The sequence below is a fragment of the Streptomyces griseoluteus genome, assembly GCF_004784465.1.
GTDB classification, from domain to species: Bacteria; Actinomycetota; Actinomycetes; order Streptomycetales; family Streptomycetaceae; genus Streptomyces; species Streptomyces griseoluteus.
Genome location: NZ_SRRU01000002.1, coordinates 529240 through 543898 on the forward strand (window position 1 = coordinate 529240; position 14659 = coordinate 543898).

The window sequence follows — 14659 nt, forward strand, 5'->3', positions numbered from 1 at the left end:
GTTCTTCCGGCATGACAGTCGAGATGCGTGAAGGACATCAGGGCACCGGCCCCGGAGCGATCACCCCGGACGGCTGTGCGGTCGAGCTGTACGTCCGCTTTCCCCCGGGCGACGAACCGGACGTCATCGCCGCCGCCGTGCCCGCCGGGGCGCACATCCTGGAGCTGGGCAGCGGCGCGGGCCGGGTCACCCACGCCCTGCTGGAGCGCGGCTTCCGGGTGACGGCGGTGGACGAGTCCGCCGAGATGCTGGAGCGGGTGCGCGGGGCGGAGCGCACCATATGCACGCCGATCGAGGACCTGGACCTGGGCGAACGGTTCGATGTGGTCCTGCTCGGCTCGTTCCTGGTCCACACCGCCGACCCGGGGCTGCGCCACGCCCTGCTGGACGCCTGCGCCCGCCATGTGGCGCCGGACGGCCGCGTGCTCATCCAGCGGGAGGGCGCGGACTACCACGAGAACGTGCCGAGGGAGCGCGTCGACCCCCGGGGCTTCACCGTCCGGATCGCCTCGGTGGAACCGGTCGGGGACGGGGTCAACTCGGTGCGGGCCGAGTACACCTTCCCGGACGCCACCTGGACCCAGACCTTCCGCAGCAGGCCCCTGACGAAGGAGCAGTTCGAGACCGCGCTGGCGCAGGCGGGGCTGAGAGTCGACGCCGAGCTGACCGACGACGGGACATGGGTGCGGGCGGTGCCGGCGGGCTGAGGGCCAAAGGGGACGGGCCGCCGGCGCCGTGGCTCAGCGGCCCGGCCGGCGCCTGCCGTCGGGGTCCGGGGCGACGCCGGGAGCGCCGGGGGCGTCCGGTGCGCCCAGGCCGCGCAGGCGTTCCAGTTCGCGGCGGTCCCTCTTGGTGGGGCGGCCGGTGCCCCGGTCGCGGATGCCGACGGGGGCGACCGCCTCGCGGGGCGGGGGAGGAGGGGAGTTGTCGACGTAGCACTGGGCGGCCACCGGAGCGCCGACCCGCTTGCGGATCAGCCGCTTCACGATCACCACGCGCTCCCGGCCCTCGTGTCGCAGCCGCACCTCGTCACCCACCCGCACGGAGTACGCGGGCTTCACCCGCTCACCGTTCACATGGACATGGCCGCCCCGGCACGCGGTGGCGCCCAGCGACCGTGTCTTGACCAGGCGCACGGCCCAGATCCAGCTGTCGATCCGCACCGACTCCCCGGCGGCGAGACCCGCGGCCTCGGCGGCGGCCACCGCGGCGGCGGTACCGGGGTCGGGCGCCGGTGCCTCCGGGGCTGCGGCCTCCCGGGCGCCGTCGGCGGCCGGGTCCTGTGAAGCGAGTGCCATGCTGCCGACCCTAACGCTCCGCCGCGCCGGGCCGGTACGGCGTTTCCCACCACTCCCGCGCTCCGCCCCGGATGCGGCCCGCCGGTGCACCCCGGAGGCTGTTGCCGAGGTCGGGCAGAGGAGGGGACATGGAGACCGAGGCCGAGGCCGAGGAGCCGCCCCGGCACCGGCGGACGTTCACCTTCCCCAGCGCGCTCACCGTGCTCGCCGTCGTCACGATCGCCGTCTGGCTGCTCGCCTTCCTCGTCCCGCCGGGCCAGTACGACCGGGACGCGGCGGGCGCCCCCGTGCAGGGGACGTACCACCGCGTCTCCGCCGGGGAGTCCGTCGTCGACCGGCTCAACGACCTGTTCCTCTCCCCGGTCAACGGGCTGTACGGGCTGAGGGACCCGAAGACCGGGGTGGTGGGGCCGGACCTGGCGGGGGAGTTGTACGGCGCGGCGGGGGTGTTCCTGTTCGTGCTGGCCATCGGCGCGTTCATCACCGTCGTCTTCGCCACCGGCGCGCTCGACCGGGGCATCGCCCGGCTCGCGCACCGGCTGCGGGAGCGGGGCGCGCTGCTGATCGCCGGGATCATGGTGGTCTTCTCGGTGCTCGGCACCGTGGAGGGCTTCGCCGAGGAGACCCTCGGCTTCTACGGCCTGATCGTGCCGCTGATGCTCGCCCTCGGCTACGACCGGATGGTGGCCGTCGGCACGATCATCCTGGGCGCGGGCATCGGCGTGCTGTGCTCGACGGTGAACCCCTTCGCCACCGGGGTGGCCTCATCGGCCGCCGACATCTCCCTCGGCGACGGCATCGCGCTGCGGTTCCTGATGTGGGTGGTGCTGACGGCGGTGACGGTCGCCTACGTCATCCGGTACGCCCGGCGGGTACGGCGGGATCCGGCCCGCTCCCTCACCGGCTTCCTGCCCGGCGACCGCGAGCACGCCACCGAGGCACCGGACGCGGAACCGGAGCTGACCGGGCTGCACCGGGCGGTGCTGACCACGATGGTCCTGGTCTTCGCGTTCATGATCTTCTCCGTGGTGCCCTGGTCCAGCGCGCTCACCGGCAACGCGGACGCCACCCCGTACGGGTTCGAGCTGGACTGGTCCTTCCCGCAGCTCGCCGCGCTGTTCATCTGCGCGGCCGTGCTGGTCGGGCTGGTGGCGCGGATGGGGGAGCAGCGGCTCAGCTCCACCATCGTGCAGGGCGCGGCCGACTTCATCTCGCCCGCGCTGGTCATCGTGCTGGCCCGCGGCGTCACCGTGATCATGAACAACTCGAAGATCACCGACACCGTGCTGCACTCCATCGAGGGCGTGGTGCGGGGGACCTCGTCCGGTGTCTTCGCGGTCATCGTGTTCGTGGTGAACCTGCCGCTGGCCTTCCTGATCCCCTCCACCTCCGGCCACGCCACGCTAGCCATGCCGATCCTCGCCCCGCTGGCGGACTTCGCCGGGGTGTCCCGCGCGGTCGCGGTCACCGCCTGGCAGGCGTCCAGCGGCTGGATGAACCTGTGGGTGCCGACCACCGCCGTCGTCATGGGCGGTGTCGCGCTCGCCAAGGTGGGCTACGACAAGTACCTGCGGTTCGCGTGGCCGCTGCTGGCCGTGCTGTTCGCGCTGATCTGCGGGTTCCTCGCACTGGGCGCGGCGTTCACCTGACCGGGCCGGACTACCGTGAAGGGCATGGACGACAGTGGTGGCCTCGCACGGCTGGACCGGCGCGTGAGCGAGTGCCGGGCCTGCCCGCGGCTGGTGGAGTGGCGCGAGGAGGTGGCCCGTACCAAGCGGGCCGCGTTCGCGGACTGGACGTACTGGGGGCGCCCGGTACCCGGCTATGGGCCCGCCGACGCCCGGCTGGCGGTCATCGGGCTGGCCCCCGCCGCGCACGGCGGCAACCGCACCGGCCGCATGTTCACCGGCGACCGCTCCGGCGACGTGCTCTACCAGGCCCTCTACGACCTGGGCCTCGCCTCCCAGCCGACCTCGGTCGCCCTCGACGACGGGCTGGAACTGTACGGCGTCCGTGTCACCGCCCCCGTGCACTGCGCCCCGCCCGCCAACAAGCCGACGCCCGGTGAGCGCGACACCTGCCGGCCCTGGCTGGTGCAGGAGCTGAAGCTGCTCCGGCCGACGCTCCGGGCGGTCGTCGTGCTCGGCGCCTTCGGCTGGCAGGCGGCGCTGCCCGCGCTCACCGAGGCGGGCTGGACCGTCCCCCGCCCCCGCCCCGCCTTCGGCCACGGCACCCACGTCCCGCTCGAAAGCGGCCTCGACCTCTACGGCTGCTTCCACGTCAGCCAGCGCAACACCTTCACCGGCCGCCTCACCCCCAAGATGCTCCGGGAGACCCTGGGGACGGCAGCCAGGGCGGCGGGGCTGCTCTAACAGGTCAGGGCTGCCAGACGTACCGCACGTCCGGCTCCCGCTCCTCGTTGTTGCGGCCGTCGGTGCGCTCGACGGCGACGAAGCCGTGGCGCTCGTAGAAGCGGTGCGCGGGCTCGTTCACCTGGAACGTCCACAGCGTCAGCCCGCCCGGCCCGCGCTCCTTGGCCAGCGCCACGAACCGGTCGCCGAGGCCGCGTCCGCGATGGGCGGGGGCCAGGTAGAGCTGGGACAGCAGGTCCCCGTCGAGCACCATCATGCCGACGATCGCGCCGTCCTCCGCCTCGGCCACCCAGGTCTCGCGCAGCGGGATCACCACGTCCCGGTGTGGGCGCGGACCTCGTCGTCCGAGCGGGGCCGGACGACCGTGGGCAGGGCGGCGGCGAAGGAGCGCAGCCAGACATCGGCCGTGGCGCGGGCGTCCGCCGGGGCGGCCCGCCGCAGCCGGACCGTCACTCGCCCGCCTCCGGGATCGCGGCCGTGGCGGTGATCTCCACCAGCTGGCCGGTGTAGCCGAGGCAGGCGACGCCGAGCAGGGTGGAGGAGTGCGGGCCCTTGCTCAGACCGGACGCCTCCACCACTTCCCACACCGACGAGAGCACCGAGGGCTGGTCGCTCACCACGTACACCTCGGTCACCAGGACGTGCTCCAGATCGCTGCCCACGGCCCGCAGCTGCTCCCGCAGGTTGGCGATCACCTGCCCGGCCTGGGCCACCGGATCGCCGGGCCCCACCAGTTCGCCCCGCTCGTCCAGCGGCACCGCGCCCGCGAGGAAAGCGAGCCGGGTGCCCGCCTCCACCACGGAGGCATGGGCGTAGGCCGGCGGCGGGAAGAGACCGGGGACGGTGACACGGCGGATCATGGCGGCTCCCTGGATACGCGGGCGGACGACCGCCCATCATTGGCAGCCGGAGCCGCCCGCGCATCCGAATAACGCCGACACCGAGGAGCCGCCGTGCCCGCCCTCTCCGACGCCGACTTCCTCTCCGCCACCGCCGACCGTCTCGCCGGGCTGCCCACCGTGCGGGCCGTCGCGCTCGGCGGGTCGCGGGCGCAGGGCACCCACACCGAGGACAGCGACTGGGACCTCGCCGTGTACTACCGGGGCGGCTTCGACCCCGCCGACCTGCGCGCCCTCGGCTGGGAGGGCGAGGTCTCCGAGGTCGGCGGCTGGGGCGGCGGGGTGTTCAACGGCGGGGCGTGGCTCACCGTCGACGGCCGCCGGGTCGACGTCCACTACCGGGACCTCGGCACCGTTGAGCACGAGCTGGCCGAGGCGGAGCAGGGGCGCTTCCGCGTCGAGCCCCTGCTGTTCCACCTCGCGGGGATTCCCACGTACCTGATCGTCGCCGAGCTGGCCGTCAACCAGGTGCTGCGCGGCACCCTGCCCCGCCCCGCCGCCTACCCGGACGCGCTGCGCCGCACCGCGCCCGAGCGCTGGCGGGGCACCGCCCGCGCCACCCTCGGCTACGCCCGCGCCAACCACGCCCCGCACGGCCGGCTCACCGAGGTCGCCGGTGCGCTGGCCACCGCCGCCGCCCAGGCCGCGCACGCAGTGCTGGCCGAGCGCGGGGAGTGGATCACCAACGAGAAGCGACTGCTGGAGCGCGCCGGGCTGCGCCGGATCGACGAGGTGACCGCCGCCCTCACGCCCAGGACGCTCATCGGCGCGGTGACCGAGGCGGAGGAGATCCTGCTCACGCCACCGGGGCATCTTTCACCTCCTCGAAACCCAGGCGTAGCATCCACCGCCGCGCCACGCTCTACCCTGGAGTGACCCCCACTCGGCCACCGTCGTCCGAAGGCCCCCGCCCTCGTACGAACAGGAGCCCCGTGTCGCGCCCCGCCGTCCGGTCACTTCCGCCCTGGCTCGCCCACGCCTTCCGCGCCCAGCGCGGCCCCCTGCCCTGGAGTGCGGTGGTCCGGGGTGCCCTCGCCGCCGGACCGCTGCTGGTCGCCGGGATGCTCGCCGGACTGACCACCGAGGGCGTCCTCGCCGCGACCGGCGCGATGCTCGCCGGGATCAACGACCGCCCCGGCAGCAGGCGCGCCTCCGTGGACCGCCTCGGCACCCCCGCCCTGGCCGGCGCCCTCGGCCTGCTCGCCGGCATCTACGGCGGACAGCACCTTGCCGCCGTACCGCTCACCGTCGCGCTGACGGTGCTCGGCCTGCTGGCGGGCTCGATCAGTGCCGTCGGCCCGGTCGCCTCGGCGGCCGGCACCCAGCTCCTCGTCACCGCCGCCGTCGGCGCGGGCACCCCGGCCGGGCCGCCCGCCTGGCAGGGCGCCCTCACCTTCCTCGCCGGGGCGCTCTGGCTGCTCCTGCTCCGTCTCGCCCTGCCCACCCCCGGCTCGCTCTCGGGCGACTTCCGCTTCGACGGCGAGCGCCGGGCGGTGGCGGACGTGTACGACGCCGTCGCCGCCCTCCTCGACGCGGCCGGCACCGGCACCGCGCCCGCCCGCCGGGCCGCGCTCACCGCCGCCCTCGACCACGCGCAGGACGCCCTCGCCGGGCCCCGGCTGCGCCGCCACGCGGCCTCAGCCGCCGAACGGCGCCTGCACGCCCAGTACCGGGCCGCGCTGCCCCTGGCCGAGGCCGCCACCGCCCTCGCCTGGGCGGGCGAGGCGCTCTCCGCGCGGGCCTCGGCGGGCCCCCGCCGGCTCGCCGCCGCCGTCCGCGGCAACACCGCCGCAGGTCCGCTGCCCGCCCCCACCCGCGCCGCGCCCGCCCTGCGCGCCCTCGACGACGCCCTGCTGCGCGCCGCCGAAGCGTTCGACCGCGCCGGAAGCGTCCGTCACCTCACCCTCGGCCGGCGCGGCGGGGTACGCGGTGCGATACGGGCCATGGCCGGCACGGCGGGCCGCGAGTACGGGCTGCGCGTCGCCCTCTGCTTCGGTGCCGGAGCCGGCATCGCCCAGGCCCTCCACCACACCGGCTGGTACGGCAGCCACCCGCACTGGTACTGGCTGCCGCTCACCGTCGTCTTCCTCGTCAAGCCCGACCTCGGCCCGCTGGTCTCCCGCGTGCTGTGCCGGGCCGCGGGGACCGTGCTCGGCGCGCTGGTGTTCGCCGGTCTGGCCGCGCTGCTGCCCCATCCGGCCGGGCTGATCGTGATGGTCACCGTGTCCGGCGCGCTGCTGCCCGTCTCCACCCGGCACTTCGCCGCGCTGACCGCCGTCGTCACCGTGCTCGTGCTCGCCCTGATCATGGCCGGCGGGGAGCCCCAGGCGTGCCTGGGCCGGATCGCCGAGACCATGGTGGCCTGCGCGCTCGTCCTGATCGTCGGCCATCTGCCGATGCCGGGCCGCCACGGCGCCGGGGTCCGGGCCCGGCTGGCCGCCGCGGGGAGCGCCGCGGACGCCTACCTCGCGCACGTCCTCGCCGGGACCGGCGACCACGCCGAACGCTGGGCGCTGCGCCGCGAGGCGTACCGCACCCTCGCCGAGGCCCGTACCGCCATCGCCGTCTCCGCCGCCGAGCTGCCCACCCTGGCCCGGCACACGAAGGGCACCGACCAGGTGGCCGCGGTACTGGAACGGCTCGTCGACACCACCACCGCCTGCGCGGTCCACCTGGACGACACCGGCCGCCTCACCCCCCGGCACACCGGCCAGCTCCAGTCCGCGCTGCGGGAACTGGAGGCCGGGGGCCGGGACTGGACCGGGCTCGGCACGGCCGCCTGACCGCCCGCCGCTCACCGGAAAAAAAATCCGCCGCGCGCCGATGAGTTGTGCCCTCGTCCACGGTCAGCACCCCGGACGGACCGTCGGACAGGAGGGCTCATGTCGTTTCCGGAGATCGTCAGCCGCGAACGGTGGCGGGCGGCGCGCGAGGAGTTACGGCGCAAGGAGCAGGCCGTCGAGCGGGCACGGGCCGCGCTCGGCGAGGAACGGCGCCGGCTGCCCATCGTCGAGGTCCGCGACGAGTACGTCCTGGAGGGCGGCGACGGCAAGGCCACCCTGCTCGACCTGTTCGGGGACCGCGCCCAGCTCGTCGTCCAGCACTTCGTGTTCGCGCCGGAGCAGGAGGCCGGCTGCCCCTGCTGTGCGGCCTTCCTCGACCAGCTCGGCCCCCTCGCCCACCTCCGGGCCCGCGACACCGCCTTCGCGGCCGTCTCGCTCGCGCCCTTCACCCGGCTGCTGCCCTTCAAGGCGCGGATGGGCTGGACCGTGCCCTGGTACTCCTCCTGCCACAGCGACTTCAACCGCGACTTCGAGGCGACCGTGGACCGCGACGGCGCCCCCGTCGAACGCCCCGGCCTGAGCTGCTTCCTGCGCGACGGAGACCGGATCTTCCACACCTACTCCGTGTACGACGACGCCCTGGACGGCATCGGCGCCCTCTCCGGCCTGCTCGACCTCACCGCCCTCGGCCGCCACCCGCACGGCGGCGACCGGCTCCGGCTGCACGACGAGTACGACCACTGACCGGGCGGTGCCGTTCCGTGTCCGTCCGGGCACCGAACGCGCCCGCCGATGTCCTGTGGTGAGCGGACGTACACGTTCGGCTGTGAACCGGTGTCGGCTATGTCTCAGTCCCGTCACCGGGCGAGGCGATCACCCCCTCCAGCGCGTTGACTTCGGTAAGTACGACGCATGACTGGAGGTGCGAGATGGTGATTGGGCGGACCGTGCTCGAACGCTTTCCCGCAGGCGGCCCGCGCGGCTCGTGGCCCGCGGAGGAGTTCGCGCACGCGCGACGGCAGGAAGGGATGCCGGCCGAGGTCGTGATGGACCTGGCGACCGACACCTTCCTGGTGATCCTGCGCGCCGCCGAGGGCGTGGACTGAACTTCTGAGCGGTTCCGGCTCACCCGGGCCCCGGCGCGGAGACCGGGGCGGTGAACTGCCCCGCCTGGAGCGCGTACAGCTCCGCGTACACCCCGCCCCGCGCGAGCAGCTCCTCCGGGCTGCCGGACTCCACCAGCCGGCCCCGCTCCAGCACATGCACCAGATCCGCGTGCCGGACCGAGGCGAGCCGGTGCGTGATCAGCACGACGGTCTGCCCGGTGCCCGCCAGCGCCCGGATCTTCTCGAACACCGCCAGCTCGGCCCGCGCGTCCAGCGCCGCCGTCGGCTCGTCCACGATCAGGATGCCGCCCCGCCGGTAGGCGGCCCGCGCGATCCCGAGCCGCTGCCACTGGCCCCCGGACAGCTCGTGGCCGCCGGTGAAATTGCGGGCCAGCAGGGTGTCCAGACCGCGCGGCAGGCCCGCGACCACCTCCTCGGCACCCGCCTCCGCGACCGCCGCCGCCAGCCGCTCCTCGGTCATCGGTACGGAGGAGCGGCCCACCGCCACGTTCACCCGCGCGGTGAACGGCCACCGTTTGAAGTCCTGCGCCACCATCGCCACCCGCTCGGCCAGCAGCCGCCGGTCTGCCCGCGCGGCGTCCACCCCGTCCCACAGCACCCGGCCCCGGTCCGGCGCGTACAGGCCCGCGAGCAGCTTGACGAGGGTCGTCTTGCCCGAACCGTTCTCGCCGACCAGCGCGATGATCCGGCCCATGGGCAGGCTGAGGCTCACCCCGTCCAGCGCGGGCCGCGCCGAATCGCCCGGGTAGCTGAAGGTGACGTCCTCGAACCTGATCTCCTTCGGCTCCTCCGGCAGTTCCTCCCCGCCCACCGGGATCGCCCGCTCGGCCGCCTCCACGTACAGCCGCTTCAGGTCCCCGACGAACAGCGCCTCCTCGTGCAGCTGGTTGATCTCCAGCACCAGCGTGTCCAGGCTCGCCGACCCGGTACGGATGGCGATGACCGCCGTACCCGCCACCGAAAGCGCCATCGCCCCGGCCAGCAGCAGCGCGCCCAGGGTGGCGTACGTGGCGAGCGTCGCCAGCCCCGTCCAAGCGGCCGCCGCCAGGCCCGTGCGGGCGGCCAGCCGGGAGAGCCGGGCCTGTTCGGCCTCCGCCGTCTCCGACATCGCGCGATAGTGCCGCAGCAGGAACGGGCCGACCCCGTGCACCCGGATCTCCGGCGCCGCCCCCGGCTCGGTGAGCAGACTGCCGATGAGGTGCCCGGCCCGCGCGTGCTGCACCCAGGTGTGGAACGACTCGTAGCGCCGCCGCGCGTTGGTCAGCGCGCTCCAGGCGCTCGGCAGCGTCATGGTGACCAGCAGCGGGAGCAGCGCGGGGTGCAGCACGGTCAGCACACCGGCCGCCGCCATGAGAGAGATCAGCGCGTTGATCACCCGCGCGCTGTAGGAGATCATGTGGCGCGCCGAGCGGGCGCCGTACTGCGCGGTGTCCAGCAGCTTGTGGAAGGCGTGGTCCTCGATCGCGGCCAGCTCCACATTGGCCGCCCGCTCCAGATACAGCTCGGTGGCCACCCGTTCCACCTTGGGCTCCAGCCGCCCGGTGGCGTAGGTGGAGGCGGCCCGCAGCAGCGCCGAGATCAGCATCGTCGCCGCCATCACCGCGAGGGCGGGTACGGCGGCGCGCAGCCGGTGCTCGATGTCCGGCCCGGTGAGCAGGCTGCCGAGCGCGCTGTTGACGGCCAGCAGGCTCACCGCCTGGGCCACACCCCGGCCCACCTCGGCGGCCAGCACGGTACGGGCGGCCCGCGGGTCCGCCTGCCGGGCCAGCTCCAGACTGGACGCCAGCATGCCGGGGAGCCGTCGCACCATCGAGCGGAGGCTCAGCTCCAGGAAGGCCTCGGCGTGCTCGTTCCACCCCATGTCGTACCGCAGGGGGCCGCCGAAGAGCAGCCGCTCCGACTCGGAGACCTCGGGACCGTCCGGGTCCTTGGAGTCGCCTGGCCTGTTCCGCCCCCGTCGCTGCCGCACCGCGGACCTCCCGCTCGCCGTGACCGAACGGCCACTATCCCCGCGGGCGCCCGGCACGGGCAGAGCGCGAGCGGGGGCAACGGGGGCGTACGGGGGTGCGCGGGGAGGGGCGGCCGGAGCGGATGCCGTACCGGGGGCGCGTGGCGTCAGGCCGGTATGGGGCGGGACCAGTCCGGGGTGGTGCCGGTGACCCGGCACAGAGCCAGGTAGAGCGGGATGGGCGGGGTGTAGGGGATCGTGCCGGCCGGGCGGCGCAGCAGATGGGCGGTGCGGGGGACGGGGGCGCCGGGAGCGTACTGGGCGGGGGCGGGCCAGGGCAGCGCGTAGTCGGAGTCGGCCGGGACGAGCCACCACCAGCGGCCGCCCTCGGCGTACACACAGCCCACCCGGGGGAGTCGGGGGACGATCAGGGCGGCCAGGCGGTCGGGCATGGCGACGGCGTCGCAGCCGAGCGGGGCGGTCATGCCCTCGGGCACCGGCGGTCCGGGGGACCGGGCCGGGGCGGGGCGGCCGCGCCCGAGCCGGACCAGGGTGTTCAGACCGAGCGGGTGCCCGGCGGCGCCGGTCACGACCGGCTCCGGACTTCGGCGGGTTCGGCGGCAGGGGCGTACTGCTCGGGCACCCGGATGTGGCGGCCGGGGGCGGAGCGTACGTCCTCGCCGGGGGCGCGGGAGGGGTCGGGCTTGCCGCGTGTGCCCCAGCCGAGGTCGTGGCGGGGCTCGGTGGCGCGGGTGCCGACGCGGGTGCCCGTGTGCGCCGGGGCGTCGGAGTGGCCGTCCGCGGCGGGGCCGCGGTCCAGCTCGGCCCAGACCAGCAGGCCCGGTCCGTACTCCTGGGCACCCCAGGCCCGGCACAGCGCGGCGACCAGAAGCAACCCCCTCCCGTGCTCCTCGTCGGGCCGCTGCTGTGCCGGGTGGGGCTCGCCGGGCGCGCATCCCTCGTCCCGCACGGCGATGCGCACCAGGCCGTCGTGGTCGGCCAGTTCGCACACCACGCGACTGCTCGCGGTGTGCACGACGGCGTTGGTGACCAGCTCGGAGACGACCAGGACCGCGCTTTCGCAGGTGTCCGCGCACACCGACCAGCCGGCGAGCCGGGTCCGCGCCAGGCGTCTGGCCTGGGCCGGGGAGCCCGGATGCGCGGCCAGCTCGAAGCGGAACCGGCGGCCGGCCCCGGCCGTTGCCGGTGCCGGTGCTGCGCCGGGACGGGAACGGTCTGCGGCGGAGTCTGTTCCTAAGGGCGCGGACGGAATCACGCTTGCCACTATCTCCTCGCCGTGAACACTTGGCAAGTGTCACTCTGAAAAATGCAGAGTGCGGTATGACGCGGTGAACGGCCGTGGCACACTGCTCGCAACAGCACCTCGCGCGGCGCCAATTGGGACCCTCGCCGATCCGTCCGGATCGTCGATCGCGTCTTCGAACGGCGCCGCAGGGCTGTCGGGGTTCCTTCACCGGGTATCCCCGCCCAGGCAACCGGTATCCCTTCCGTCGGAGGTGGCAACGTGAGCGAACCGCGGTCCGCGCCGACCGTGGGTCAGGTGGTCCTCGGCCGCCGCCTGCTGGACCTGCGGGAACGCGCCGGGCTCAAGCGCGAGGAGGCCGCCCGCGTCCTGCGCGTCGCCCCCGCCACCGTGCGCCGCATGGAGACGGCCGAGGTCTCCCTCAAGATCCCGTACCTCCAACTCCTGCTGAAGTCCTACGGTGTTCCGGACGACGAGGCCGAACTCTTCGTGCAGCTCGCCGAGGAGGCCAACCGGCCCGGCTGGTGGCAGCGGTTCCACGACATCCTGCCCGGCTGGTTCTCCATGTACGTCAGCCTGGAGGGCGCCGCCGCGCTCATCCGCTCCTACGAGCCGCACTTCGTCCCCGGCCTGCTCCAGACCGAGGACTACGCGCGCGGGGTGCTCAGATCCGGCGCCGTCGGCCAGACCAGCCCCGACGACATCGAGCGCCACGTCGATCTCCGGATGCGCCGTCAGGAACTCCTCACCCGCCCCGACGCCCCCCGCTTCTGGGCCGTGATGGACGAGACCGCCCTGCGCCGTCCGGTCGGCGGCCCCGAGGTGATGCGCGCCCAGCTCGACAGACTTCTGGAGGCCACGACGCTGCCCGGCGTCACCCTCCAGGTGGCCCCGTTCGCCAACGGGCCGCATCCGGGCACGTACGGCCCCTTCGTACTGTTCCGGTTCGCCATGCCCGAACTCCCGGACATGGTCTACAGCGAGTACCTGACCGGCGCGGTCTACCTCGACGCGCGCTCCGAGGTGGCGACTCATCTGGAGGTCATGGACCGCATGGCGGCGCAGGCCGCCACGGCACAACGCACGAAGGAGATCCTGCGGGATCTCCGCAAGGAGCTGTGAATGGATCGCATCAATCCGCGCCGCCGCGTCTACAACGGCATGCCCGCGCGGGAACTGGGCGCCGTGGGCTGGCACAAGCCCTGGAGCGGCGGCAACGGCGGGAACTGCCTGGAGGCCATGAAGCTGGCCGACGGCCGCATCGCCGTACGTCAGTCCACCGACCCGGACGGCCCCGCGCTGATATACACCACCGCCGAGATGACCGCCTTCATCGAGGGTGCGAAGGCGGGAGAGGCGGACTTCCTGCTCTCCTGAACGGCTGTCACTGTTTTTGACTCTGCGCAACACCCTTGACCCCCCGTCCCCGCACTCCCCCTTTCGCTCCGGTCCGGCCGATGGCTACACCGCCATCGGCCGGTCGTACGGCGAGATCGGCGCCTCCAGCCACGACTCACCCATCAGATACCGGTCCACGGCCGCCGCCACCGCCCGGCCCTCCGCGATCGCCCACACCACGAGCGACTGACCGCGCGCCGCGTCCCCGGCGGCGAACACCCCCGGCACGTTGGTGCCGAACTCCCCGTCCCGCGCGAGCGTGCCGCGCGGCTCCGTCTCCAGCCCCAACTGGTCGATGAGACCGTCCGCACGGTCCGGCCCGGAGAAGCCGAGCGCCAGCAGCACCAGGTCGGCCGGCAGCACCCGCTCGGTGCCCGTCACCGGCCGGCGCCGCTCGTCCACCTCCACCAGGTGCAGTTCCTTCACCCGCCCTTGCCCGTCCCCGGTGAACCGGAGCGTGGACGCCGCGAACAGCCGGGCGTCCGCGTCCGCCGCCGGAGCGGTCCGCAGCTCACCCGCTTCCTCGTGCGCGCCGGAGAGACGGTAGAGCTTCGGGTACGTCGGCCACGGCTCCGCCTCCGCGTCCCGCTCGCCGCCCGGCCGGGCGTAGATGTCCAACTGGGTCACGGACGCGGCGCCCTCGCGTACCGCCGTCCCCAGGCAGTCGGCGCCGGTGTCCCCGCCGCCCACGATCACCACATGCCGCCCGGCCGCCGACAGGGGGTTGGCCTCCAGGTCGCCCGCGCACACCCGGTTGGCCGGCGGCAGGTACTCCATGGCCTGATGGACCCCGGCCAACTCCCGTCCAGGCACCGGCAGTTCCCGCCACGCCGTGGCACCGGTGGCGATCACCACCGCGTCGTACCGGGACCGCAGCTCCGGCGCCGGTATGTCCTGCCCGACCGCCGTCGACGTACGGAACCGGGTCCCCTCCGCCCGCATCTGCTCCAGGCGCCGGTCCAGGAAGCGCTTCTCCATCTTGAACTCGGGGATGCCGTACCGCATCAGCCCCCCGATCCGGTCGTCCTTCTCGTACACCGCCACGGTGTGCCCCGCCCGCGTGAGCTGCTGCGCGGCGGCCAGCCCGGTCGGCCCGGACCCGATCACCGCGACCGTCTTCCCGGACAGCCGGTCCGGCGGCCGGGGCGGCACGAACCCCTCCTCCCAGGCCCGCTCGGCGATCGCCCACTCGACGTTCTTGATCGTGACGGCGGGCTGGTTGATGGCCAGCACACACCCCGCCTCGCAGGGCGCCGGACACAATCTGCCGGTGAACTCGGGGAAGTTGTTCGTCGCGTGCAGCCGCTCGCTCGCCGCCCGCCAGTCCGACCGGGCCACCAGGTCGTTCCACTCGGGGATCAGGTTCCCCAGCGGACAGGCGTCGTGGCAGAACGGGACCCCGCAGTCCATGCACCGGTTCGCCTGCGCACTCACGATCGGCAGCAACGCCCCCGGTACGTAGATCTCGTCCCAGTCCCGGACCCGCTCCACCACCGGCCGCCGCGGCCACTCCTGGCGCGGTGTGCTCATGAACCCCTTGGGATCGGCCATGGGCGTCTTCCTCGCGGAC

Annotated in this window: 15 protein-coding genes and 1 pseudogene; 9 read left to right on the plus strand and 7 right to left on the minus strand. The window is 74.2% G+C overall.

The features are described from left to right. Window positions 1-23 precede the first annotated feature (23 nt). On the plus strand, window positions 24-707 hold the full coding sequence (locus E5082_RS07855; RefSeq protein ID WP_135790533.1) for a class I SAM-dependent methyltransferase: 684 nt from the start codon (window positions 24-26) through the stop codon (window positions 705-707). 33 nt (window positions 708-740) lie between these two features. Here E5082_RS07855 and E5082_RS07860 read toward each other — a convergent pair whose 3' ends face one another. Beyond that, window positions 741-1298 (minus strand): RNA-binding S4 domain-containing protein, encoded by a 558-nt coding sequence (locus E5082_RS07860; RefSeq protein WP_229918670.1) that lies wholly within the window; start codon window positions 1296-1298, stop codon window positions 741-743. A 128-nt stretch (window positions 1299-1426) separates the two neighbouring features. On the opposite strand from E5082_RS07860, the gene E5082_RS07865 reads away from it, so the two are divergent. Further along, a complete protein-coding gene (locus E5082_RS07865; protein ID WP_135790534.1) occupies window positions 1427-2947 on the plus strand; it encodes a YfcC family protein in 1521 nt (506 codons plus the stop codon). A 24-nt stretch (window positions 2948-2971) separates the two neighbouring features. Next, window positions 2972-3670 (plus strand): uracil-DNA glycosylase, encoded by a 699-nt coding sequence (locus E5082_RS07870; protein ID WP_135790535.1) that lies wholly within the window; start codon window positions 2972-2974, stop codon window positions 3668-3670. 4 nt (window positions 3671-3674) lie between these two features. On the opposite strand, the pseudogene E5082_RS07875 reads toward E5082_RS07870, so the two are convergent. Beyond that, window positions 3675-4123: pseudogene (locus tag E5082_RS07875) on the minus strand (GNAT family N-acetyltransferase). Then, complete coding sequence (locus E5082_RS07880) at window positions 4120-4530, minus strand: RidA family protein (protein ID WP_135790536.1); 411 nt, start codon at window positions 4528-4530, stop codon at window positions 4120-4122. The pseudogene E5082_RS07875 and the gene E5082_RS07880 overlap by 4 nt, the downstream one beginning before the upstream one ends. A 93-nt stretch (window positions 4531-4623) precedes the next feature. Here E5082_RS07880 and E5082_RS07885 point away from each other — a divergent pair, with 93 nt between their 5' ends. The 4 genes from E5082_RS07885 (at window position 4624) to E5082_RS32300 (ending at window position 8458) form a co-directional block, all read left to right on the plus strand. After that, entirely contained in the window at window positions 4624-5445 is an 822-nt protein-coding gene (locus E5082_RS07885; RefSeq protein ID WP_135790537.1) for a nucleotidyltransferase domain-containing protein, read from the plus strand. Window positions 5446-5501: 56 nt separating this feature from the next. Further along, entirely contained in the window at window positions 5502-7352 is a 1851-nt protein-coding gene (locus tag E5082_RS07890; protein ID WP_229918669.1) for an FUSC family protein, read from the plus strand. 99 nt (window positions 7353-7451) lie between these two features. Next, window positions 7452-8096, plus strand: coding sequence for a DUF899 domain-containing protein (locus E5082_RS07895; RefSeq protein WP_135790538.1), 645 nt, complete (start codon window positions 7452-7454; stop codon window positions 8094-8096). 185 nt (window positions 8097-8281) lie between these two features. Further along, the gene (locus E5082_RS32300) at window positions 8282-8458 is read left to right on the plus strand and encodes a hypothetical protein (protein WP_167514005.1); all 177 of its coding nucleotides are present in this window, start codon (window positions 8282-8284) and stop codon (window positions 8456-8458) included. 19 nt (window positions 8459-8477) lie between these two features. Here the strand turns inward: E5082_RS32300 and E5082_RS07900 are convergent, their stop codons facing one another. The 3 genes from E5082_RS07900 to E5082_RS07910 form a co-directional block, all read right to left on the minus strand. Further along, entirely contained in the window at window positions 8478-10340 is a 1863-nt protein-coding gene (locus tag E5082_RS07900; RefSeq protein WP_229918695.1) for an ABC transporter ATP-binding protein, read from the minus strand. 254 nt (window positions 10341-10594) lie between these two features. Continuing rightward, window positions 10595-11017, minus strand: a complete 423-nt coding sequence (locus E5082_RS07905) for a hypothetical protein (RefSeq protein WP_135790540.1) — start codon at window positions 11015-11017, stop codon at window positions 10595-10597. Next, window positions 11014-11712 (minus strand): ATP-binding protein, encoded by a 699-nt coding sequence (locus E5082_RS07910; protein ID WP_135790541.1) that lies wholly within the window; start codon window positions 11710-11712, stop codon window positions 11014-11016. Before E5082_RS07910 ends, E5082_RS07905 begins: the two co-directional genes overlap by 4 nt. Window positions 11713-11952: 240 nt before the next feature. On the opposite strand from E5082_RS07910, the gene E5082_RS07915 reads away from it, so the two are divergent. Next, window positions 11953-12813 carry a helix-turn-helix domain-containing protein gene (locus E5082_RS07915; protein ID WP_135790542.1) on the plus strand — a complete coding sequence of 287 codons (861 nt, stop codon included), beginning with the start codon at window positions 11953-11955 and terminating at the stop codon, window positions 12811-12813. Continuing rightward, window positions 12814-13068 carry a DUF397 domain-containing protein gene (locus tag E5082_RS07920; protein WP_030809830.1) on the plus strand — a complete coding sequence of 85 codons (255 nt, stop codon included), beginning with the start codon at window positions 12814-12816 and terminating at the stop codon, window positions 13066-13068. A gap of 84 nt (window positions 13069-13152) precedes the next feature. Here the strand turns inward: E5082_RS07920 and E5082_RS07925 are convergent, their stop codons facing one another. Then, window positions 13153-14640 (minus strand): glutamate synthase subunit beta, encoded by a 1488-nt coding sequence (locus E5082_RS07925; RefSeq protein WP_135790543.1) that lies wholly within the window; start codon window positions 14638-14640, stop codon window positions 13153-13155. Window positions 14641-14659 lie beyond the last annotated feature (19 nt).